Here is a 21,628-nt window from a genome sequence, read left to right on the forward strand (position 1 = left end):
CCACATAGAATTTACATATAAGACCAAGAAAGAATGGAGCAAAAAATTAATATGGAACATACCCCCTCCCCGCTGAACGGCTGGATGAAAGATGCCCTCGGTATTTTGCTGCTATTTACTTTTGTGATTCTTTTTTTCAGCATGGATCTTTTTAAAGATGGAGGTCTCTTTACGCTTCCGTCTTCCTGGTTAAATGTAAACACTATTTTTCTAGGTATTGTTATAGAGGCCGTGCCTTTTATTTTACTAGGAGTTTTTATATCTGCTCTTATCCAAGTCTATGTTTCAGAGGATACAATACAAAGATACGTGCCTAAAAAAGCTTACGCCGCCCTGCTGCCTGCAGCCATGCTTGGAGCTATTTTCCCTATATGTGAATGTGCCATTATCCCTGTGGTCAGACGCTTAATCAAAAAAGGTATGCCTCTGCATGTCGGTGTGGTCTTTTTAGTGGCAGCCCCGATCTTAAACCCGGTGGTTGCGGCCTCTACGTATTTTGCTTTCCGCAATGACCTCACTGTTTTTTACACAAGATTTGGACTGGCTTTTGTTCTCTCCATTATCATAGGAGCTATTCTTTATACCATTTTTAAAAACAGCGACCAGCTCAAGGTGCAAAAAGACGAATTACTGGGAAACGGAATGGCGGCAGCGGCAACGCCATCCCCTAAACCGCAAAGCAGTGGGATAAAAAGAACGGTTTATCATGCCGCAGATGAGTTTTTCCTTATGGGTAAATTCTTGATTGCCGGTGCCTTCATCGCAGCTATGTTTCAAACCTTTCTGGATAGAAGTCTCCTACTTGCAATTGGTTCGAGTGACTGGGCCTCTACAGGAGTTATGATGGCTTTTGCTTTTGTTCTTTCACTTTGTTCAGAGGCCGATGCCTTTGTAGCTGCATCGTTTGGCAGTATGTTTACCACCGGGTCCATTGCCGCATTCCTCGTGTATGGACCGATGCTTGATTTAAAGAATACTATTATGCTGTTTGCGTTCTTTAAAACAAAGTTTGTACTGATTTTCATGTCAGTCGTAACAGTGACCGTGTTTACAAGTATCATGATCCTTCAATTATTTATTTTATAGGTTCGGCTCATGCTACCCCCGAAATCGTCTCACGGTTATATCAATAATTAAATGACTTAAAAAGATCCACATTGGCTTTACCAAAACCTTTTATAAGAAATTGTTCTGAAAGGAGGAGCACATGGAAAATCAAACTGACACAAGCTTTCATGCTTATATTCGAGGAATTATATTAATTGGCTTTGCCCTTCTTCAGCTTGGAATGATTATATCAGGAAGCATTCGGTTATACATTGCGCCAACGATGCTGCCGTTTGTCTATGCTGCAACAATTGTGCTATTTATCTTAGGTGTAATTCAGATATTACGAAGCACAAGTAAAAAAAATGAAGATTTTTATTGTGACTGTGGAAGCGACCATAGCATGACGGGGCGGCCACTAACGAAGGTAATGATTTATGGGATATTTGTTGCTCCTGTAGTGCTTGGTTTCTCACTTCCTGATCAAGTATTGGACAGTTCAGTAGCTGCCAACCGTGGAATTCAATATGGCTCTGGTATTTTCACAAGTCCAACCTCATCCTCTTCTCCTGCTACACCAGCAGCAGAAGCTTCTGAGGAGCAAGACACAGCAAACAGAGCGGAAGCTTACCTTGATAATCCAGAGCAGTATTTGGATGATCTTGAGTCGGGTGCAATTTCCGCTTCTGGCGACAGCTTAGGGGAAATCTCAGAGGAAGAGCATTATATGATGGAAGATTTATACGAGGAGGAAGAACTGGATTCCCACTATAAAGAAATTGCAGATGCTTATGAAAATCAAGATGAAGTAATCATTACAGAAGACAATTTTCTTGACATGGTCTCTGCGATGGACATTCACTTGGACAACTTTAAAGGCAAAGAAATTGAAGTGTCTGGTTTCGTGTACAGAGAACCAGAATTTAACGAAAACCAAATGGTTGTAGCCCGATTTTCCATGACATGCTGCATTGCTGACGCTACGGTTTATGGGTTGCTGGTTGAATCCGAAGAAGCGGTGCATTATGAGGAAGACTCATGGGTTACTATTAGAGGGACAATCCAGGAGGGGGAATATGGAGGCTTCACGATGCCTTCTGTTCACTTACAGGAAATTACTGAGATTGACGAACCTGATATGCCATATGTTTTTCCTTCCTTCAGATAGATACAAATAAGCTGGGACAATTCCGTCTCCTAAAAAAGAATGGCTCTCACCAACTGTGAGGCCATTCTTTTTCGCTGGATTTTTTCCCAGCCTTTTCTTATTTACATTTCTTTTTCTTTCAGTAACAAGCGGACTTCATTTACGTCTTTATCGCCACGGCCGGAGAGGTTAACAATAATAATATCGTTTTCGTCCATAGAAGGGGCTGTTTTAACAGCATAAGCCACAGCATGAGCGCTTTCTAAGGCAGGAATGATCCCTTCGGTACGAGCCAGCTTTTGAAAAGCATCTAACACTTCCTGTTTCGATACCGTTTCATATTCCCCTCGTCCTGATACCTTTAGATGACTATGTTCTGGCCCAATTCCCGGATAGTCAAGACCCGCTGCAATTGAGTATGTCGGAAGAGGATTTCCTTCCTCATCTTGAAGACATAAACATTTAAAACCATGAATGACACCCGGCGTTCCTTTTGTGAGGGTTGCAGCTTCTTCAGGCTCAACGCCGACCAAGCGTACATCCTCCTCTTCAATATACTCAGAAAATGCACCAATCGCGTTACTGCCTCCGCCTACACAAGCAACAACCATATCAGGAAGGCGCCCTTCTTTTTGTAAAATCTGCTTTTTAGACTCTTTACTGATCACTGATTGAAAATGATGAACAATGGTAGGAAACGGATGAGGACCAACAGCTGATCCGAGAAGGTAAAACGTCGTTTCATAGTTTTCTACCAGATCATTTAACGCTTCATCCACAGCATCCTTAAGGCGTCCGCTTCCTTTATCTACCGGGACAACCTTAGCTCCAAGAAGCTCCATGCGAAAGACATTGAGTTCCTGCCTTCTTGTATCTTCTTTTCCCATATAGATGGTACAATCCATTCCCAGCATGGCACATGCTGTAGCCGTTGCCACGCCATGCTGTCCTGCACCAGTTTCAGCAATCACACGATGGCTCCCATTCTTTTTGCAAGTAATATCTGTCCAATCACATTGTTTATCTTATGGGCGCCTGTATGGTTCAAATCTTCTCTTTTGAAATAAATTCGGGCTCCTCCCAGCTCATTTGACAGCCGGTCAGCAAATGTAAGAGGGTTTTCACGCCCTACGTATTCTTTTAAATAATAATTGTATTCCTCAATAAATTCCGGTTCATCCTTATATTGTTGGAAGGCATTATCAAGCCTCTCTAATACTGCTTCTAGCTGGGGTGGTATAAAACTCCCGCCAAAATCCCCGAAATAACCTTTTTTCTCTTCATTTACCTCTGCTCTGCTCATCTCATTCTCTCCTTTACTATATCCTGTCTTTTATTGTACCAAAGACCAATAGAAATGCCATCCCTCTGCTTAATGGTTATTTACTCCAACTGGAGGCTTAACAGTATCTTTTTTTATGATTTCGAGCTCTTCGTCCTGCTTCATAAAGTGGTAACGGATACTATCCACAAGAGCATGCCAGCTTGCTTCTATAATATTGCCGGACACACCTATAGTGCTCCACGTATTTCTTCCATCAGATGATTCAATGAGTACTCTTACTTTGGAAGCAGTAGCTTCCCCCTCATCAAGCACACGCACTTTATAATCAGATAAGTACATCTTATGAATCACTGGATAAAACTCGCCTAACGCTTTACGCAATGCATGGTCCAGCGCGTTAACCGGCCCGTTCCCTTCTGCTGCGGTCATAACCACTTCTTCGTTTACTTTCACCTTCACCACAGCTTCAGTAGTTAATTCATCACTGGATTCTTTATCTGTCAGAATTTTGAAATGATCCAGCTCAAAGAACGTAATATCTTCTCCTAACAACTTCTTTACCAGAAGCAAAAACGACGCTTCAGCCGCTTCATAATGGTACCCCAGATTTTCCATTTCTTTTAGTTTTTCAATAATTTCTTTAACCTTGGGATCATTCTTATCAAGAGTAAGTCCCATTTCCTCTGCTTTAAACATAAGGTTGCTTTGGCCCGACAACTCTGAAACAAGAACCCGACGCTTATTCCCCAGCACTTCAGGTTTAATATGTTCATAGGTTTCTGGGTGTTTCAAAACTGCGCTGACATGCATTCCGCCTTTGTGAGCAAACGCACTATTTCCTACAAATGGCTGATTGCTTGCCGGCACTTGATTTGCAATCTCATGCACAAATTTTGAGATAGAAACGAGCTCCTGCATAGGATCGCTCCCAATACAGGAATACCCCATTTTTAATTGGAGATTCGGCAGTAAAGAAACGAGATTGGCATTTCCGCAGCGCTCGCCATACCCATTTATTGTCCCTTGCACATGGCTTGCGCCAGCACGGACGGCTGATAAAGTGTTCGCTACCGCCAGCTCCCCGTCATTATGACAGTGGATACCGACTTGCGTGCTGACTTTTTCTTTTACATCCTTTACAATGTCTTCTATTTCCTTAGGAAGGGACCCTCCATTTGTGTCACAAAGGGTAATACAGTCTGCTCCCGCTTCCTGTGCTTTTAGGATGGCCTGAATCGCATACTCTTCATTATTTTTATAGCCATCAAAAAATGTTCGGCATCAAAGATTACCTCTAAGCCTTGTTCTTTTAAAAATAAAATAGAATCATATATCATCTGTAGATTCTCTTCTAAGGTTGTTTGCAAAGCTTCTGTCACATGGAAGTCCCACGTTTTCCCAAAAATTGCAGCAGCCTTGACACCGCTTTGAATTAATCGGTTTAAATTGGGATCGTCAGAAGCTTTAATACCGGAACGACGAGTGCTTCCAAAAGCCGTGATCACACTGTTTTGTAAGTCCAATTCTTTTATTTTATCGAAAAAATTCATATCTTTCGGATTGCTTCCAGGCCAGCCTCCTTCAATGTAATGAACGCCGAGCTCATCAAGCTTTCTGGCGATCTTTACTTTGTCATCAACAGATAAGCTGACTCCTTCACCTTGTGTTCCGTCTCTCAGGGTCGTATCATATATCCGGACTTGCTTATTCACTTGAGTCCCTCCTACTCTAATCCATCCATACTTCTTTTCTGAATTGTTTTAAATCTCCCCATATTGGAAAATAGTATATCACAGGAGGGGACATTTGAATATGTCCAGAGGACAATCAATGACCCTATTTCTTTATATTTCAAGCCATTTGACTGCTTCAATGAAAAAATGCCCAAAGACCAGAGTCTTCAGGCATGATTGTTTTCCTCTTCCTTTATTCTGACTAATATTCTTTGAATGTGCATCGATATATACACGTTCTCGTCTTCGGGAAGGAGCAGGCCATATTCTTTTTTTAAAGCCTCAGTTGCAGCTTGCGTGCTTTGATAGACTTCGGGATAGCCTTTCTTGATCATTTGAACCATTTCAGATGGGGTAGAGCTTATATCTTCCTGTTGTATGACTGTTTTAATAGCAATATTTAAATGAGTAATTAACCCCTGATAGGCAACTGTATCCGTTGGAAAGGTAACTCCCAGAGACTCTTCGCATACTTCAACCATTAAATGTATCGCTTCAGTAAGATTCATCGTTTCTTCAACAGAAGGGTGCTTGTTTCTTGCTGTATAGAGATGAAGCGCGATAAAACCCGCTTCATCTTCTGACATGGAGGTCCCTGTCATTTTCTCTATCGCCTCAGCAGCCCATAACCCGACCTTAAATTCATCAGGTATAAACCTTTTATTTCAGGAAGTAAATAATTCGGCGCAGACTGACCTGTCTGCACCCTTTCTATGGTAAAGATAATATGATCAAATAACGCTATATAAATTCTTTCATTAAAAGTGGCATTCAGTTCAGACTCAGCCTTTTTTACGATTTTTCTTATAACTTCAGCCTCTTCTTCTTTTATTGAGTGTAAAAGATGGGTGAAATGATCTTGTTCTTTTTCTTTTAATACAAACAGCTTTTCTATCCTTGCCGGATCTATCGTATCATTTCTTTTTTTATGGAAGGCCAGCCCCGCCCCAAGAGCAACTTTTTCCTCGTTACCTTCCTTTACTATAGCTGCATTATGGTTAAGTACCTTTTGAATGATCATAATACACTCACTCTTTCTATCAAACTATGTACCTTATTTTACTGTAAAGAGTAAGGCATTAAAAGAAAAACGAGTTCGCAGCCAAAGGTAAAATTTGACTGCCTTTTCAAAGAATCGGCGCAGCCTTCAAGCTGCACCTGGCCTAAATATCAGCTGTTACTGAGGGTCTGGCTCCTCTTTTTTCATACAATCCTCGGAACAGTAGTATTTAAAAGTACCATATGATGAATCTTCCTTCCAATATCCCTCATTTTTAATTCTTCGGCTGCATAGAGAACAAAGACCATGATAGGTAGGGTCTCCTTTAAAAATCATACTCCTGCCTCCCTTTACTATTCTTTTGTAGCACCCCTGCTGTAAAACAACAAAACTATTCTTTTTAAAAAAAGAGCAGCTTGTGCTGCCCTTTCTCCATTATTTATTTTCATTATTCTCCTGATGATTTAACGCGTTGTCAGAAAATTTGTCTCTGCCTGGTGCAGGATTTTGTGTCCCTTCGATTGGATGGTCACTCTCGTTTCTGGTTGTTTCTGTTCCTATATCAGAAGAGGATGCGAGGGGTTCGGCACCTGCATCCGAAGAAGTTGTTGAAATACCTTCTTGCGTATTGCCCTGACTACTCTTGCTGCCGTTATCTTCATAAGCAGGACGATCCACTAAGACCACAATCCCTCCGTCTTCCACTTTATCGTGGTACTTTCTGGCCTCATCTTCAGGCAGTCCCAAGGTCATAAATTTATCAGTCAGGGTCCTTGCGTCACTTGTTTCAACCTCACCTTTTGTTTGAAAGGCCGCTTTGACCTTCTCAAAAACCCTTCATCTTGGTCAGCATCGTACGTATCCGCCATTGTTTGAGCCCCGGTTTGTTCGCCGTAAAAATTTGCTGTATCTTCGTCTTTAGCTACAATCGAAATGTCCGATGCATCAATGCCTTTTGCCTTAAGCTCTTCCACGTTCTCCAGAAGTTTCTTTTTTGAATCATACACACCAACAACTCTATTGGCCATTTTATACCTTCCTTTCTTTAAAAAGTGCTTTTTACTTCAATTCCCCTACATTGTTCTTTGAAAACAAGGCTTTGCAAAAGAGGACGTGGTCATGTTAATTCAGCCGCTACCCAGGGAGCGATGGAAAATAAATAAATGATTAAAAAATTTAATGCTCGTTCTTTATAATAAGAGAACCAGCGTATGCTGGTCCCCTGTCGACATTATAAGAATGCTTTATTTGTTTCTATTTTCATCCTCTGAAGCGACTGGCTCAGATTTACTGTGTGGTGGTGAAGATCCTTCCGGTGCTGGATCACTGGTGCCTTGAGTCGCATATGACCTTTTGGGTTTCGCAGGTTTATTTGGCGTTCCTTCTGTTTCAACTGGGGTTTCCTCTGTTTTCATGGAGCTTCCCTCAGTCTCCCTTTCACTTGAGGTGGAACCCATTAATGGAGGACGATCCGTTGACGTAGGTTTGGTAGTATGACCAATAGGACCTCCTAAACTCTCGTCTGCATCTCTGGTTACAAATAAAACCATTTTTCCTTCTTTTATTTGGTCCTTATACTCCGTTGCCTCTTCCTCAGTCATGCCCATACTAATAAATTTTTCTTTTACATTTCCGGATGTCTCATTACTCTGTTGATCATTTCCTGTAAAAGCTTGCTTAAGCTTATCAAGCATTCCTTTATTATTGCCTTCACTGGCTTCAGTTGTTTTTTCAGTTTCAGTTTGCACACCTGTTTCCCTCATCAAATAACTAGCATCTGTCTTCTCATCAACAGCCAAAGACATATCAGAAGGGGCAAGTCCTTCTTTTTTAAGCTCTTCAACAGCAGTAATGACTTCTTGCTCTTTTTCATAAACGCCTATTACTCTTTCTGCCAAGGAAATCACCTCCGGTAGCTGTACCTGTTTGTTTTGTTCTATACAATCTACCTTCCCGTATCCTATGGTTTAAAACTAAATTTTCCGGAGAAATATATACGAAACCTGAAAACTTGCAGGCACAAAAAACACCCGGTTTTGCCCGGGTGTTTTTCACTAATGCCTTAAGCTTTCACAGTCACAGAAGCGACTTCCGTTTCTCCGCCTTTTACATCTTCAGCTTCTTTTAATTCCAGGTTCTCAAATTGTTCCCCTTCAGTAAAAACCACTGGAGTTAAAGTACTTTTTGCTTTTTCCTTAACATCGTCAAGGGAAAATTCAATGAGAAGGTCTCCTGCTTTTACTTTGTCTCCTTCTGAGACGTGAGCTTCAAACCCTTCTCCATTCATTGCTACTGTTTCCAGTCCGATATGAATAAGAATATCAAGACCTTCATTAGACTTAATACCAACGGCATGTTTTGTAGGAAATACCTGAATGACCTTTCCATCTACTGGGGATACTACCCGTCCTTCAGAAGGATCAACAGCAAAGCCTTCTCCCATCATTTTTTCCGAAAATGTTGGATCCGGTACTTCTGTTAAATCAACGTATTTTCCTGAAACAGGAGAATAAACCACCAAATCCTGTGGCTCATTTTTCTTTCCAAATAATTTTTTCAACATATTTAATCACCTCTTTTACATATGTATAACCTTGTCTAAAAGCCATGAAACCATTCATAATTACTTTTCTTTAATGAGTGCTTCAAAAAAGAATAGCTTTCCATTGCGGTTCCCCTCATAAAATGTAACGAACAGCCTTATAAAAGTCAACGAGACAGCCTGTACAGTCCCCATCTATTCCTTACTTCTCAAAAAGTAAAACTTACCAAAATACGAACATTAAAATCAATATTGAAATCAAAATTCGTATTTAAAGCTATTTTTTCTTTTCAACTTTGTCTATTTGCGTTATAATCCATACATACGACAAATTTATACATACTCACTCATATAATCGCGGGAATACGGCCTGCAAGTTTCTACCGAATGACCATATCATTCGACTATGGGTGAACCTCGGATGAATATGGCTTATTTTGTGCACACAGCCCGATCATCAGTTGTTCGCTCATATGGACACTGGAGATCGGGCTTTTTTCATTGAGTGGACGAATTGTAACTGAAAGGATGACAGAAATGAGAAGTTTGGAAAAGGCAATTACCGAAAGAGGCCTTGTTTTATCTGAAGGTGTATTGAAGGTCGATACGTTTTTAAATCATCAAATTGATCCTGCTTTAATGAGCGAAATAGGTAAAGAGTTTGCTGCTCGTTTTCGACATGAGGGGATAACCAAGGTGGTAACGATAGAATCCTCCGGAATCGCCCCGGCTCTTATGACTGCTTCCGAACTTGGGGTAGAGCTTATTTTTGCCAGAAAGAAAAAGTCAATAACTATGACAGATGATGTCTATACAGCGGACGTTTATTCTTTTACAAAGCAAGAAACAAATACGATCACCATTTCCAAATCCCTTCTCACTTCAACTGACCGCGTCTTGCTTATTGATGACTTTTTAGCTAACGGACAAGCTGCCCAGGGGCTTGCCTCTGTTATTAAGCAAAGCGGTGCGTCGATTGCCGGCTTTGGGATTGTAATTGAAAAGTCCTTTCAGCCGGGACGAGAAAAGCTTGTTGATGCAGGATACCGGTAGAATCACTTGCCCGCATAGAAACGTTGTCACATAGCGAGGTAGAATTTGTAAAAAATGAAATGGCATCTCAGAGCTGTAAGAAAGAGGGAAAACAATGACTACCAACACTGTCCATTACCCGTGGTATAAAAAAGAAGATACGGACGCCTTTTTTGCTTTATTTCAAAACAACCTGGCTAATTTTGTCATCATTGCCGTAACCATGCTTGGAATGGGGTTTCCAGCAGAAATTGTTTTTGGAAAAGTAATTCCTGGAGCGGCCGCAGCAGTCATTTTTGGTAACCTGTATTATGCTTACATGGCCAACCGTCTCGCCCAAAAGGAAGGAAGAACAGACGTAACAGCTCTTTCCTACGGGATCAGCACACCCGTTATGTTTATTTTTCTCTTCGGGGTCCTGCTGCCGGCAAACCAATTAACAGGAGATCCGGAACTCGCATGGAAAATTGCATTGGCTGCTTGTTTCATAAGCGGGTTGATTGAAGCTCTTGTTGCATTCTCTGGAAACTGGGTGAAACGCAACCTTCCTCGCGCAGCTATGCTTGGCGCCCTTGCAGGTGTCGCTCTTACATTTATCGCTGGAGAAATGCTATTCAATACATTCTCTGTACCTGTTGTCGGCCTAGTTGTCTTAGCCATTATCTTAGTGGGCGTTCTTGGCAAGATATCCATGCCTTTTAACATCCCGACATCTCTTTTTGCGATTGTTATTGGTACCGTCCTTGCTTTCGTGATTGGTGAAGTGAATATGAACCAGGTACAAGAAGGAATGGCCAATCTTGGCTTTTATCCTCTTGTTCCTACACTTGCAGGGATTGAAGGATTTAATTATTTATTTGGCTCCCTTATTGGCTTACTGGCAGTTATTCTGCTATTACACTTTATAATGCAATTGAGACAATGAATAATGTAGAAGCCATGTCTGCTGAAGGGGATGATTATGACGTAAGAGAATGCCAGGCTGTTGATGGAACAGGAACAATGATCGGCACATTGTTTGGTGGATTGTTTCCAACTACTGTTTACATTGCTACGGTCGGTTCGAAGTGGATGGGAGCCGGAAGAGGGTACAGCATTTTAAACGCCGCTGTATTTGCACTGGCAGCTTGCTTTGGCTTAATTGCTGCTATTTCCGCTTTCATACCTGTAGCAGCTGTTGCTCCTATCCTTGTTTTTGTGGGAATTTCCATGGTATCTTCTGCTTTTCAGCAGAATTCCACAAAGTATTATCCGGCAGTGGCACTGGCTATGCTTCCTTATGTCGCTAACTATGTCATGACAAGATTTAACAATGAAGCTGGTGAAGTAGTCAGAGATATTTCAACTGGCATTGTCCCCCTCGGTGAAGGAGCCATGTTTACGGCCATTATCCTTGGAGCCATTACCGTCTTTATCATTGACCATAATTTCAAAAAGGCTGCAGCGTTTTCTTTCGTTGGTGCCATCCTCTCTTTCTTTGGATTTATGCATGCACCTTCTTTAGCAGTAAATGCAGCGGGAGACTTTACACTAGCTTATTGTGCCATTGGTGTTTTCTTTGTTCTTTATTCCTTGAAATTTGCTAATGTTCAGGCAGGTGAAGTGTTAGAGGATAAAAAAGAAGCAGCTTAGATTCTTTATTGCCTCTCCTTAAAAGGGGAGGTTTTTTTCTTTTTCAGAAAAAATGACTCATGGTTGGAATCCCTTTTCATGAAAAAAGACAAGGGTTTCTTATAAAATCGTATAACTTTAAAAGCTACATATAATCAGTCACGGCTCTGTGACCACAAACAACAGCGTACCCATACCTTTCTTTACAAATTCATTTATTTAGGTATACTAATAATTGGTCAATCGAAGAGATTATTACCATGCTTACATAGGAGGTACAATTTATGAAAAAATCATTACTGCTCGTGTCCCTCTCTTCTGTGCTTGTTCTTGGAACAGCATGTAACGGTGAAGAAGACCAGGACGATGCCGTTATTGATGAAGGAGCAGAAGAAAACGGGGATATTGTAGAAGAGGATGCACAGGCTCCTGAGGAAGATGCCGAGGATATTGATGAGGACGAACAGGAAGATGAAGAATCTCCAGATCCAGATGAAGAGCTGGATGAAGAAGAAGCGGAAGAAGAAACCACTACAGCTGAAGGAATTGATGATGCCAATATTATATATGAAGACACTGACCTTGGTATCGAAGAGGAATCCGGTCCTATCTCGCTTTCCATTCAAGAAGTTCTTGTTGGTGAAAAAGATGATGAAACAATTGTAGCCGTGCTTATGGAAGCTCAAAACAATGAAGAAGACACGGTGATTTTTTATCCTAACCAGCTTCTCTTTCCACCAATACAGGTGAAGAGGTAAGTGCCGATATTTTTGATTCGGGAAGTGTTGGCGGCGAGTTTGGAGAAGACTCAGTCGAAAAGGATTATGTTATTTTTTACTTAGACATGGATCCTGCCGAACTTGAAACCCTTACCCTTTCTATTGAAGGAGCAACTGACGGCCAAGCAGAAACCATTGGTGATGACTTGGAAATAGAAATTAACCTCGATGATGCAGAGGAAGAATAACGAAACAAAAGAGGTTCCTTACTATAAGGGAACCTCTTTTGTTCAGGTGGGCAGCTCATGGTAACAACATCCTTGTTTACATGCCAAGAAAAATCCTCATATTAATAATGGCTGGGCTGAATGAATGAATTCCAGCTAAAACACAGGAGGAGATGGTTTCATGTTTGGCATGGGGCGAAATAACAACCGCAGAAACAATGGCAATAATGCAGTCATGTTATCTTTAGTCAGCTTAGGAGTAGGGGCAGCGGCTTACAGCTAGGAAGAAGCCAAAGTAATGGTAATGGAAATGGAAACAATAACATGATGGAGCCAATGCAAAAAGCCTTTGATGAAATGCGGGATTAGTCTGATTACTTCCTGTTTAACATGAGTCTGGGACAAAACCCAGAAAGAGAAGAGCCCTCACATCGGTGAGAGCTCTTTTTGTTTTCAGTATTCTATTGTTCAAAGTCCACTCCCCTGAACCTAAAGCTACAAGTGCGACACCCGCTTAAGCTTCTTTTCATTCGCTTTCACGGTGTCTTCCATATGGCGCCTTAATGAGAAATAATGTCAATGTTGTTAATTTCAAGCCACTTATTCATTTGAACCATATTGGCAAGGAGCTGAGGTCCTGTCATCAGCTGTCCGAACCAGGGAACGGTAAAAGAAGCACCCTTGCTGTCAGCAAGCTTTTTTAATTCGGCACGGTCCACTATTTCAAGAATTGGAGCGTGTTTATCTGCCAGTATATCTCTGACTTTTTGAGTTACCAGATTTGTATAAACTGGATGGTGTGTTTTAGGGTATGGACTTTTCTTTCGGTAAAGGACTTCATGAGGCAAAATGCCCTCCAGCGCTTTACGGAGGATTCCTTTTTCCATCCCATTTAACCTCTTCATTTCCCAAGGAATGTTCCACACATATTCAACCAGCCTGTGGTCGGCAAATGGCACCCTTACCTCCAGGCTTGCAGCCATACTCATGCGATCTTTTCTATCAAGCAAAGTGGTCATAAACCATATCATGTTTAAGTAAAACATTTCTCTTCTCTTTGCCTCTTCCTTTGAATCATCTTCATGAGCAGGAACTTCCTTCAAGGTTTCTTGATACCGGTCCTGTGAATACTCTTCTACGTTTAGTTTTTCCTGCCATTCCTTTCGCAGCAGCTTTTTTCGTTCACTCAAGGAGTCCATCCACGGAAATCCTTTTCTTTGAAGAAGATCCGTCCTGTAAAACCAGGGATATCCCCCAAAGATTTCATCCGCACACTCTCCAGATAGTGCCACTGTCGCAGTCTTTTTTATTTCTTTTGAAAACCACAGTAAGGAAGAATCAATGTCTGCCATGCCAGGCAAGTCACGGGCCATAACTGCATCATCCAGCATATCAGCCAATGTATGAACAGGAATCACTTTGTTGTGATGGATTGTCGAGTATTGATTACTCATTAATTCAATAAACGATTTATCGCTGGCCGGTTGAAATTCGTTTGCTTTAAAGTGCTTGTTGTTATCTTCATAATCGATAGAAAACGTGTGGAGCTTTCCTTTCCCTTCACCAGCAAGATGTGTAGCGGCAAAAGCTGTCAAAGCACTGGAATCTATTCCCCCGGACAAAAGAGTACTTACCGGTACATCAGCAATCAGCTGTCTTTCTACAGTATCCTGAAGCAGCTGGCGTATATGAAGAGCAGTATCCCTCTCATCCTCTTTATGATCAGCGCTCTTTACATTCCAGTATCTGCTGATTCTTTTTCCCGTTCTTGAAAGACGAAGGACATGGGCAGGACGAAGCTCTTGAATCCCTTGAAACACTCCTTTTCCAGGAGTCCGCGAAGCCCCAGGCCGAAAATATCCAACAGCCCTTCTTCATCAAGGGCAGCTTTTACCTCCCTGTGTGCCAAAATAGCTTTTATTTCTGAAGCAAAAAGAAAGCCTCCGTTTTTTTCTGCAAAAAAGAGAGGCTTTACTCCAAGCCGATCCCTTCCCAGGAAAAGCTCTTCTTTATGATGATCCCAAATTGCAAAAGCAAAAATACCGTTTACCTTTTCCACGCATTGTTCCTTCCATTCAAGAAACGCAGTTAACAACACTTCAGTATCTGAAGAAGAAGCAAAGGTATACCCTTTTGCAAGAAGCTCTTTTCGCACCTCTTCTGTATTATAGAGTTCTCCATTATAAACGATCGTACACGTCTTCCCTGCTGCCGTTTTTGTCATTGGCTGTTTTCCCCCAGCAGGATCCACAACAATGAGCCGTGTATGTCCAAACAAAGCATGACGATCAGACCATATATTTTCTTCATCTGGCCCTCGCAGCCGCAGCGTCTTTATCATTTTTATCATCTCTTCTTTTTCTTGATGCAGGTCAGAGGAAAAATGTATCCATCCTGCTATTCCACACATAAAAAAGTCCCTCCTATAAAAGCATCAATACGGCAGAGTATATCTCATGCTATTCAGGAGGAACGATAACGTTCCATTTCTTTTTATTTGGCAACTTCAATCAAATACCATCCGCCTTCTTTAATGATAGGGGAAACTTTCTTTACTTTCAGACCGCTTTTCTTAGCATAACTCTTTATTTCCTTTTCAGAAGGAAGAGGGTATAAATTTTCATGGGCTGACATAAAGCTGTTAAATGCTGCTGAAAAGGCTTGTCCATGCTTGGAGTTCTGCAACGGAGCCATAATGAGTAATCGTCCTTTTTTATTTAACAGCTCTTTTGCATTTTTAAATAAGTCCTGCCGCTCTTCCATTGAAAAATAGTAAAGCAGGTTATTCATCATTACAATATCTGATTTGTATTCTTTTGTATAAAAATCCTGTATATCTCCTTGAATAATCTCTACATTTGTTTGCTTAGTCTGTTCCTTTGCTTCCTTTACAATTTCTTCATGAAGTTCAATTCCTGTTAATGTAAGATCGGGATTTTTCTCATAAATACGACTTAGGTAACCGCCATAGCCACAGCCCATATCCAAAATAGAAGAAGCTTTATTTTTCTTGATCACTTCCATAAGTTTTGGAAAGGCTAATGCTTCTAATAACGAAGATGTCTGGGCAACGATCGGGCCGTAATCCTTTTCCAGGTAGCTAACCCGCTCCTTTCCCTTCATTGCATCTTTATATGACAGAAGCGTCGGTATATGCAGCTCCATCATTTCTGTTAACAGGACGCCAACTGAATAAGGACTATGTCTAGAAATATACCTTGTCATCTCTTTATGACTTTTCACTTTCCCATTACGTTTCTTTTTCAGGTGTCCAATAGCAAGGCCTACTTCAACCCAGCGTTTAAGAAGAGCCTCATCAAGCTCCTGTTTTCTTTGTACCTCTTGGACCTTTGCCCCTTTGGCAAAATGATCAAATAAGTCCAAACTATATCCTACATGGGCATGCCAGGTCGGGAGAAATTCTTCATTCTTTTTCATCCATTTCCTTGCTTCCAGTAATCGTTTCATTTCCTTTATCATTTCTCCACTCACCTCATCAAGTTAATGGTACTTGTAGTACCAAGGATAATCGTCTTTGTGTGTAAAAAAATGCGGCTGCTGCTTTTGCGGGGAATATTGCTTTTTAGAGGTAAACCATGGAGGGAGACCAATAGTTCTCATGTAATCCCATGCTGAAAACTTCCACATGCCAAGCCCAGAAATATTCAGCATCTGCTTGAAATGAAGTCTGGGTATATTCTCCATGTAGTGTAAAGCCCTCATCCTTGTTTTCCTGGCAGTTTGGTATGGAAAAGAGTAAGCTAAGGCAGATTGATGACTGAGAAAGGATAAGTATTCTGCCCTGGGTTTCCGGATCGTTTCAAACCACGTTAAATGTTTGTGGTCCGTTTTATTTTCTGTGTACATCCAGCCAAGAAGCTCTCCTAACACATCAGCATCTTGAATAGCCAGATTCATTCCTTCCCCAGCCATTGGATGGACGCTGTGAGCTGTATCCCCTATAATCACTTTATTTTCTTCCACATAATGTGAGACGTTATGTCGCTTTGGAATCATCAGCTGAATATCCCTCCATCCAACGGAGTCCACGTACCTTTCATTTCAGGCATGACTGATAATAAGCCCTGTAAAAACTCTCGATTCCCTCTTCTTTCATTTTTTTCAGCTGTCCTGGCTGAATCAACAGAACTGTCCTTACCTCTCCCCCAGGCAATGGAAAAAGGCCGAGAAAACTATCTTTGCTTGCAAAAATAACAGAATCTTTTAAGGAAGGAGGACGTGGGAAGGAGACCGTTAAAAATTGATGATTGTAATCACTTTCCTTCACTTTTGTCTTCATGGAATCTCTGATTTTTGAAACTCTGCCTTCAGCTCCTACGTAGAAATCAGCCTGGCAGTACAGTTCTTCATCCTTTGTTTTGATCCTTGCTTTCCTGGCGTCAGGGTTTTGGTCCTCAGTAAAATTCAGGAATGTCCCAGGCCATATATAATGAAAGGTTTCGTACCTTTTTAATTCCTCCAGTAAAATGGATCTCAGCTTTTCATGGGGGAGCATAAAAGCCTGATTGTAAAAAGAGTCAAGCTTATCATAACGAAGCTCGCTCTCAAATATGGGAGTTGGAAATCCATTTTCTTGAAGCTCCACTTCAATTGAGTGAATAACATGTAAGGGGTAGCTCTCTTTTTCCAGCAAGCTATATAAGCCCAGGTCGCTAAATATTTTTATGCTTTTCGGCTGCAGCAATTCTCCTTTATAGAGCACCTTTTGCGGGTTCTGCTTGGCCTTTTCAATAAGTAAAACACGAATGTTTTTCTTAACTAATTTTAAAGCGAGAGTCAGCCCGGCTACTCCCCCTCCTGCGATTAACACATCATACTTCATCAAATCACCTGTCCCCTGTCGTTCCTTACCTACCCTCATCAAGGCAGAAATAAACTTTTAGGTATAAAGAAGGCAGCTTATCGTCACCCTAGGATATAAATAAATGAAGAAGCAAAGGAGAATCTGCCTGTGAATATTCAGAGAGCTCAAGAAATAGCATCCTCTCCAGAGATGAAACATGTATACTATAATGATGTAGCCGTTTACATTCAAGCCGTTGACCCTGAAAACAGCACAGCACGCATTTATGACTTGCGCGATACGGAGAATGAAATGACAGTTAATCTTGGTAACTTAATTGAAAAATAAAACAGGGTCCTCATTGCCGAGGCCCCTGTTATACATATTTATTTAAAATTTTATCAACGGAACGTCCGTAGCTTTCACCAAAGATGTTTAAGTGAACAAGAAGATAATAAAGCTGATACAACGGCTTTCGATCTTCAAAGTCGGGTTCCAGCTCCTTTGATTCCTGGTACGCTCCATACACTCGAGGAGAGAATCCGCCAAATAAATCCATAAAAGCGATTTCAAACTCATAATCACCATAAAACACAGCAGGGTCTATTAAGAAGGGTTCTCCACCAGGGCCTGCTATCCAGTTTCCACCCCATAAATCACCATGCAGACGAGAAGGCTTTCTGTCAGGAGGTACTAACTCATCAACTTTCTCTAATAACTTCTGAGATTTGCTCCCTCTCTGACCTGACAGTCTTCCAAGAGACCTTGCTAAATCAAACTGCGGCTTTAATCGTTTTTCTCTTAAAAAATCTCCCCATGTCTTTTCCCATCCGTTGGACTGGGGGAGCTCTCCAATAAAATTATCTGCCTCGAGACCAAAATAAGTTCCATGATGGGAATGCAGCTGAGCCAGTCTGGTTCCCAGCATTTCCTCGGTTGTGTTTGTTGCTTCTCCTTCCACCCATTCCATTACAATGAACTTCTTTCCCCACCCTAAAACCTCAGGCACAGCTAATGTATGGGTTTCCTCAAGAAACTGAAGACCGGCAGCTTCCTGTGAAAAGAAATCCTTAGGGGCTTCTTCATGAAGCTTAACAAAAAAACGTTCACTCGTCGTTTCTACGTAATACGCTGAACTAATACTGCCTCCTGAGACAGGCTGGACAGTTTTAATATGGTCTTCGGCGTTAATCGAGGATAAAGCAAGTTCAACACTTGTTTTCATATCCCCTCACGCTCCCGTATATGAGTAAGGAGATTTGTACAGCTGCAGTCAACCATCTCATACACTTCCTCAAAATTCCCTGTAAAATATGGATCCGGCACATCTTCTCCAGGAGAAGCTGGATCGTAGTCTAATAAACGTGATATTTCCCCTGTATTGCTGTGTCCAGCTAACGCTCTAATATTTCCCAGGTTTTCAGCATCCATAGCAATGATGTATTCAAACTCAGAAAGGTCTTTTTTCTTTAACTGTCTTGCTTGAAGTCCGGCCGCCTCAATATTATTTTTCGTAAGTATACTTATCGTTCCTTCATGAGGAGGATTTCCAATATGCCAGTGCCCTGTACCGGCTGAATCTACAGTTATTTTACTGCTTAAGCCTGCTTCCTGGACTTTCTTTTTAAAGACTGCTTCAGCCATGGGAGACCGGCAAATATTCCCCAGACAGACAAATAACACATTTATCATACAGTCACCTCAATTTTCCATTCTCTCTTTATATTATATCGTTAATAAGAATTAAGAACAAAGACTCATAAATAAAAAAATAAAACCTCCATGGTATATACCAAAGAGGCTTTATGATTTATTAAGCAAATATTTCTTGATGGTCATTTTTTACTTGTTTAAGGATTGCTTCCACAGAAGGATACTCGTCAACCTTATATTTTTCTAATGAACATAAGGAATTATCCTTGCAGCCGTAAAATATCTGCACAACTTCTTCTGTGTCGGCTTCTTTTACAGAGAAACGACCGCTTTCCTCAAAGCTTGCATCACTGTTTTCAAACTTTTCATAAACCACATAGTAGTCAGCCTTTGTTTCCTCTGTAAAATATTCTTTCGTTTCCACCAAGTCATGAACGATCACGTTCTATTCACTTCCTATTCTTAATTTTTGTTTAGATAAAGAGAATTCCTGATTTCTACTATACACTTCTAGCTTAGAGCTTTGGTTGCCAATTCTTGAAAACCAAGTGAAGGATTTGTGAACAACTTAGTCTGTGCTTTTACCTCTAATAACAACTAGCAAAGCTAAATCACTCCTCTTTTCTTCACAAAGAATAGAATATTAGAAATGAGAAAAAGCCGCAATCTTTAAAGCAGCTCATAAAAAAGGAAAGAGCAACTCCTAGAGAGCACTGCTTAAATCATACGCGAGAGAATCACGATATAGTCCATTTGCGTCAAATTTCTCTTCGATTTAACGTAAGCAGTATTTGCTTCCCCGCTTAATGAGGAGGGAAGCTTCCTCTATCAGCCTATTATGTATAGACATTAACCAGCAGTCCTCTTACTTCCCCCACTAAATCAAGAATATCCAGGCTTTTTTTGTTTTGTGCCAGCACGGCATTTGTAAGGTCCAGGAGCTTTTGATCGACTTCTTGTACGGTTTTGTATATTTTTGTACGCCCTCTTCTGTTAAATCCGCGTTTTTCTTCAAGACGAAGACCATGCTCCACTGCTTCCTGCATAAACTCCTTGACCAGCAGTTTATACTTTCTCAGCTCCTCTACTGTTCTTGTTTCGGCCAGCACATTCCCCTGGTTTTCGATTTGCTGAACAAGCTTAGTGAATCGTTCATGTGCCTTTTCATCTTTTTGCTTGTTCATGATTTCAGTAAATGAAAGAGAAGGTTCAGGGCCGGCTTTTCTTTTAACATTTTGTTGAAGTTCAGAGCGGCCAACCTTTTGTATATCGATTCTCGTCACGCCCTTTACCGTTTTTCTCATTGTACCATCGGCCACGCAAGGATGGTAGGTCACATTAGCTTCCTCTTAAAACATCATACTCCTTGGGCAAATGATTTCTATTACCCTGTAAATGATACATTCTATTGAAGCAGCTGTAATACCCCCTGGGGCAATTGATTAGCCTGTGCAAGCATGGCTGTCGCTGACTGGTTTATAATATTGTTCCGTGTAAATTCTGTCATTTCCAAAGCCATATCTGCATCACGAATACGAGACTCAGAGGCTGTTAAATTTTCATGAGTAATTTGCAGGTTATTAACTGTATGCTCAAGACGGTTTTGTGTTGCTCCTAGCTTTGAGCGGGCATCAGAAATCTTGTTAATTGCTTCATCCAATGCAAAAATAGCTTGATTGGCTGCTTCCTGCTGCGCACATCTATTTCTTCAATACCAAGCTGTACGGTGTCCATCTTTGGGATGTCTACAAGCACATGCTGGTTTGTGTTGGGGCCGATCTGAAACGCAAGGGCATTATTCACAATTGTAAATGCTGTCGCTTCCTCAGCATCTGAGGTTTGTAAATTACTGGAAATAGAAAATTCAAGGCCTCCGTGAGTAACTACTCCATTTCTGGATGTATGTTCTTTGCCAAAAGCGTGCCTATGATATTCACCATCCTCGTTACCTGGTTCCCGGTAATAGAGAGAGAAGGCGGCCTCCATTTCCATAGATACTTTAACCGTACCGGACCGCTGGATAGCACCTGTATCTATTGATAATCCTGCTATGGTTTCACGCTCACCTTCTTCCCCAACTGCTACAGCTTTAGAACCCAGTGACAATCCATCCGGTCCAAAAACTTCAATCATAGCCCCGTTAGTCGCTGTTCGACTCATAATTTCGGATATTTATTGTATATTCTCCAAGTGGCATCCCTCCTGCATCTTCAGCAAACACTACACTGCCTTCTGCCCCGATTCCTGCATCGGGCTGGACAATGGATATTTTTGGCTCGACATCAGTTACATTAAGTCTGTAATCGCCTGACTTCAGATTGGCATTGACTGCCTTAGGAAGGCTTGTTAAATTAGCCTGGTTTGCATCGTTTCCGTCAATAACGTGAAAAGTAGACAATACCGCGCTAGACCCGTTTAGAAGTTTCCGTGTATTAAATTCAGTTTTCTCCGAAATAGAATCTATTTCAAGCTTCAGCTGATCTATTTCCTTTTGTATTTGGTCCCGGTCATATTCAGTGTTTGTATCATTTGCTGCCTGTACTGCCAGTTCTCTCATTCGCTGCAGCATGGAATGAACTTCCTGCATCGCTCCCTCTGATGTCTGCATTAAAGAGATTCCATCCATTGCATTTCGTTCTGCCTGCTTCAGCCTCTGATTTGTGAGCGCATCTTTTCTGAAATAGCGAGGCCCGCTGCATCGTCTGCTGCCTTATTGATGCGAAGTCCGGAAGAAAGCTTTTCAAGGTTTTTAGAAACATGCACTTGGTTTTGACTTAAATTTCGGTAGGCATTTAACGCTTGAATATTATTATTAATCTTCATGTAGA

The 21,628-nt window shown here is 41.2% G+C and carries 19 protein-coding genes, 7 pseudogenes and 1 riboswitch; of the genes and pseudogenes, 7 read left to right on the top strand and 19 right to left on the bottom strand.

Annotation, left to right across the window (positions count from 1 at the left end; translation table 11 throughout):
- Window positions 1–33 precede the first annotated feature (33 nt).
- Together JCM19033_RS11625 and JCM19033_RS11630 are read left to right on the top strand one after the other, a co-directional pair.
- Window positions 34–1,086, top strand: coding sequence for a permease (locus JCM19033_RS11625; RefSeq protein WP_269758156.1), 1,053 nt, complete (start codon window positions 34–36; stop codon window positions 1,084–1,086).
- A gap of 121 nt (window positions 1,087–1,207) precedes the next feature.
- On the top strand, window positions 1,208–2,215 hold the full coding sequence (locus JCM19033_RS11630) for a TIGR03943 family protein (protein WP_054636422.1): 1,008 nt from the start codon (window positions 1,208–1,210) through the stop codon (window positions 2,213–2,215).
- Between the two features lie 101 nt (window positions 2,216–2,316).
- Here JCM19033_RS11630 and trpB read toward each other — a convergent pair.
- The 8 genes and pseudogenes from trpB to JCM19033_RS11670 all read right to left on the bottom strand — a co-directional run bounded on the left by trpB (window position 2,317) and on the right by JCM19033_RS11670 (window position 8,775).
- Window positions 2,317–3,497: pseudogene (gene trpB / locus JCM19033_RS11635) on the bottom strand (tryptophan synthase subunit beta).
- 69 nt (window positions 3,498–3,566) lie between these two features.
- A pseudogene (gene cimA, locus JCM19033_RS11640) lies at window positions 3,567–5,191 on the bottom strand (citramalate synthase).
- Between the two features lie 188 nt (window positions 5,192–5,379).
- Window positions 5,380–5,814 (bottom strand): PRD domain-containing protein, encoded by a 435-nt coding sequence (locus tag JCM19033_RS11645; RefSeq protein WP_054636423.1) that lies wholly within the window; start codon window positions 5,812–5,814, stop codon window positions 5,380–5,382.
- Window positions 5,815–5,817: 3 nt separating this feature from the next.
- Window positions 5,818–6,233: pseudogene (locus JCM19033_RS11650) on the bottom strand (CAT RNA binding domain-containing protein); the annotation flags it as partial.
- 414 nt (window positions 6,234–6,647) lie between these two features.
- Complete coding sequence (locus tag JCM19033_RS11655) at window positions 6,648–6,965, bottom strand: hypothetical protein (protein WP_054636425.1); 318 nt, start codon at window positions 6,963–6,965, stop codon at window positions 6,648–6,650.
- An 11-nt stretch (window positions 6,966–6,976) separates the two neighbouring features.
- A complete protein-coding gene (locus JCM19033_RS11660; protein ID WP_054636426.1) occupies window positions 6,977–7,240 on the bottom strand; it encodes a general stress protein in 264 nt (87 codons plus the stop codon).
- A 216-nt stretch (window positions 7,241–7,456) separates the two neighbouring features.
- On the bottom strand, window positions 7,457–8,110 hold the full coding sequence (locus tag JCM19033_RS11665) for a general stress protein (RefSeq protein WP_054636427.1): 654 nt from the start codon (window positions 8,108–8,110) through the stop codon (window positions 7,457–7,459).
- Window positions 8,111–8,274: 164 nt separating this feature from the next.
- Window positions 8,275–8,775 (bottom strand): PTS glucose transporter subunit IIA, encoded by a 501-nt coding sequence (locus JCM19033_RS11670; protein WP_054636428.1) that lies wholly within the window; start codon window positions 8,773–8,775, stop codon window positions 8,275–8,277.
- A gap of 306 nt (window positions 8,776–9,081) precedes the next feature.
- A riboswitch (purine riboswitch) is annotated at window positions 9,082–9,181 on the top strand.
- 110 nt (window positions 9,182–9,291) lie between these two features.
- Between JCM19033_RS11670 and JCM19033_RS11675 the strand changes: the two are divergent.
- From JCM19033_RS11675 to JCM19033_RS25735, 4 genes and pseudogenes are all read left to right on the top strand, one after another.
- Window positions 9,292–9,905: pseudogene (locus JCM19033_RS11675) on the top strand (xanthine phosphoribosyltransferase).
- Window positions 9,902–11,418, top strand: a pseudogene (locus JCM19033_RS11680) (NCS2 family permease). The pseudogenes JCM19033_RS11675 and JCM19033_RS11680 overlap by 4 nt, the downstream one beginning before the upstream one ends.
- 263 nt (window positions 11,419–11,681) lie before the next feature.
- The gene (locus JCM19033_RS11685; protein ID WP_054636429.1) at window positions 11,682–12,155 is read left to right on the top strand and encodes a hypothetical protein; all 474 of its coding nucleotides are present in this window, start codon (window positions 11,682–11,684) and stop codon (window positions 12,153–12,155) included.
- Window positions 12,156–12,241: 86 nt separating this feature from the next.
- Window positions 12,242–12,364 (top strand): hypothetical protein, encoded by a 123-nt coding sequence (locus JCM19033_RS25735; RefSeq protein ID WP_269758157.1) that lies wholly within the window; start codon window positions 12,242–12,244, stop codon window positions 12,362–12,364.
- Window positions 12,365–12,903: 539 nt separating this feature from the next.
- On the opposite strand, the pseudogene asnB reads toward JCM19033_RS25735, so the two are convergent.
- From asnB to JCM19033_RS11705, 4 genes and pseudogenes are all read right to left on the bottom strand, one after another.
- Window positions 12,904–14,753: pseudogene (gene asnB, locus JCM19033_RS11690) on the bottom strand (asparagine synthase (glutamine-hydrolyzing)).
- A gap of 83 nt (window positions 14,754–14,836) precedes the next feature.
- The gene (locus JCM19033_RS11695) at window positions 14,837–15,823 is read right to left on the bottom strand and encodes a bifunctional 2-polyprenyl-6-hydroxyphenol methylase/3-demethylubiquinol 3-O-methyltransferase UbiG (protein ID WP_054636430.1); all 987 of its coding nucleotides are present in this window, start codon (window positions 15,821–15,823) and stop codon (window positions 14,837–14,839) included.
- 21 nt (window positions 15,824–15,844) lie between these two features.
- On the bottom strand, window positions 15,845–16,393 hold the full coding sequence (locus tag JCM19033_RS11700; protein WP_269758158.1) for an NAD(P)/FAD-dependent oxidoreductase: 549 nt from the start codon (window positions 16,391–16,393) through the stop codon (window positions 15,845–15,847).
- Window positions 16,394–16,400: 7 nt separating this feature from the next.
- A complete protein-coding gene (locus tag JCM19033_RS11705; protein ID WP_269758164.1) occupies window positions 16,401–17,186 on the bottom strand; it encodes an NAD(P)/FAD-dependent oxidoreductase in 786 nt (261 codons plus the stop codon).
- Window positions 17,187–17,315: 129 nt separating this feature from the next.
- Between JCM19033_RS11705 and JCM19033_RS11710 the strand changes: the two genes are divergently transcribed.
- Window positions 17,316–17,495, top strand: coding sequence for an H-type small acid-soluble spore protein (locus JCM19033_RS11710; RefSeq protein ID WP_054636433.1), 180 nt, complete (start codon window positions 17,316–17,318; stop codon window positions 17,493–17,495).
- A 28-nt stretch (window positions 17,496–17,523) separates the two neighbouring features.
- On the opposite strand, the gene JCM19033_RS11715 is transcribed toward JCM19033_RS11710, so the two are convergent.
- From JCM19033_RS11715 to JCM19033_RS28190, 7 genes and pseudogenes are all read right to left on the bottom strand, one after another.
- Window positions 17,524–18,372 (bottom strand): fructosamine kinase family protein, encoded by an 849-nt coding sequence (locus JCM19033_RS11715; RefSeq protein ID WP_054636434.1) that lies wholly within the window; start codon window positions 18,370–18,372, stop codon window positions 17,524–17,526.
- A complete protein-coding gene (locus JCM19033_RS11720) occupies window positions 18,369–18,839 on the bottom strand; it encodes a low molecular weight protein-tyrosine-phosphatase (protein WP_054636435.1) in 471 nt (156 codons plus the stop codon). The genes JCM19033_RS11715 and JCM19033_RS11720 overlap by 4 nt, the downstream gene beginning before the upstream one ends.
- A 121-nt stretch (window positions 18,840–18,960) precedes the next feature.
- The gene (locus JCM19033_RS11725; protein WP_054636436.1) at window positions 18,961–19,242 is read right to left on the bottom strand and encodes a hypothetical protein; all 282 of its coding nucleotides are present in this window, start codon (window positions 19,240–19,242) and stop codon (window positions 18,961–18,963) included.
- 394 nt (window positions 19,243–19,636) lie between these two features.
- Window positions 19,637–20,074, bottom strand: a complete 438-nt coding sequence (locus tag JCM19033_RS11730; RefSeq protein WP_054636490.1) for a YaaR family protein — start codon at window positions 20,072–20,074, stop codon at window positions 19,637–19,639.
- Window positions 20,075–20,205: 131 nt separating this feature from the next.
- Window positions 20,206–20,460 (bottom strand): flagellin, encoded by a 255-nt coding sequence (locus JCM19033_RS28180; RefSeq protein WP_374701232.1) that lies wholly within the window; start codon window positions 20,458–20,460, stop codon window positions 20,206–20,208.
- Window positions 20,415–20,960: a hypothetical protein gene (locus tag JCM19033_RS28185; protein WP_374701233.1), complete on the bottom strand. Its 546-nt coding sequence runs from the start codon at window positions 20,958–20,960 to the stop codon at window positions 20,415–20,417. Before JCM19033_RS28185 ends, JCM19033_RS28180 begins: the two co-directional genes overlap by 46 nt.
- Window positions 20,941–21,623: pseudogene (locus JCM19033_RS28190) on the bottom strand (hypothetical protein). Before JCM19033_RS28190 ends, JCM19033_RS28185 begins: the two are co-directional and overlap by 20 nt.
- Between the last annotated feature and the right edge of the window lie 5 nt (window positions 21,624–21,628).

The sequence above is a fragment of the Thalassobacillus sp. C254 genome (assembly GCF_001310615.1).

Excerpts from the sequence above, each read along its gene's own strand:
- JCM19033_RS11625 (WP_269758156.1), top strand. The coding sequence starts at position 34 with ATGGAGCAAAAAATTAATATGGAACATACCCCCTCCCCGCTGAACGGC.
- JCM19033_RS11630 (WP_054636422.1), top strand. The coding sequence starts at position 1,208 with ATGGAAAATCAAACTGACACAAGCTTTCATGCTTATATTCGAGGAATT.
- JCM19033_RS11645 (WP_054636423.1), bottom strand. The coding sequence starts at position 5,814 with ATGACAGGGACCTCCATGTCAGAAGATGAAGCGGGTTTTATCGCGCTT.
- JCM19033_RS11655 (WP_054636425.1), bottom strand. The coding sequence starts at position 6,965 with ATGACCTTGGGACTGCCTGAAGATGAGGCCAGAAAGTACCACGATAAA.
- JCM19033_RS11660 (WP_054636426.1), bottom strand. The coding sequence starts at position 7,240 with ATGGCCAATAGAGTTGTTGGTGTGTATGATTCAAAAAAGAAACTTCTG.
- JCM19033_RS11670 (WP_054636428.1), bottom strand. The coding sequence starts at position 8,775 with ATGTTGAAAAAATTATTTGGAAAGAAAAATGAGCCACAGGATTTGGTG.
- JCM19033_RS11685 (WP_054636429.1), top strand. The coding sequence starts at position 11,682 with ATGAAAAAATCATTACTGCTCGTGTCCCTCTCTTCTGTGCTTGTTCTT.
- JCM19033_RS25735 (WP_269758157.1), top strand. The coding sequence starts at position 12,242 with ATGGATCCTGCCGAACTTGAAACCCTTACCCTTTCTATTGAAGGAGCA.
- JCM19033_RS11695 (WP_054636430.1), bottom strand. The coding sequence starts at position 15,823 with ATGATAAAGGAAATGAAACGATTACTGGAAGCAAGGAAATGGATGAAA.
- JCM19033_RS11705 (WP_269758164.1), bottom strand. The coding sequence starts at position 17,186 with ATGAAGTATGATGTGTTAATCGCAGGAGGGGGAGTAGCCGGGCTGACT.
- JCM19033_RS11715 (WP_054636434.1), bottom strand. The coding sequence starts at position 18,372 with ATGAAAACAAGTGTTGAACTTGCTTTATCCTCGATTAACGCCGAAGAC.
- JCM19033_RS11720 (WP_054636435.1), bottom strand. The coding sequence starts at position 18,839 with ATGATAAATGTGTTATTTGTCTGTCTGGGGAATATTTGCCGGTCTCCC.
- JCM19033_RS28185 (WP_374701233.1), bottom strand. The coding sequence starts at position 20,960 with ATGAGTCGAACAGCGACTAACGGGGCTATGATTGAAGTTTTTGGACCG.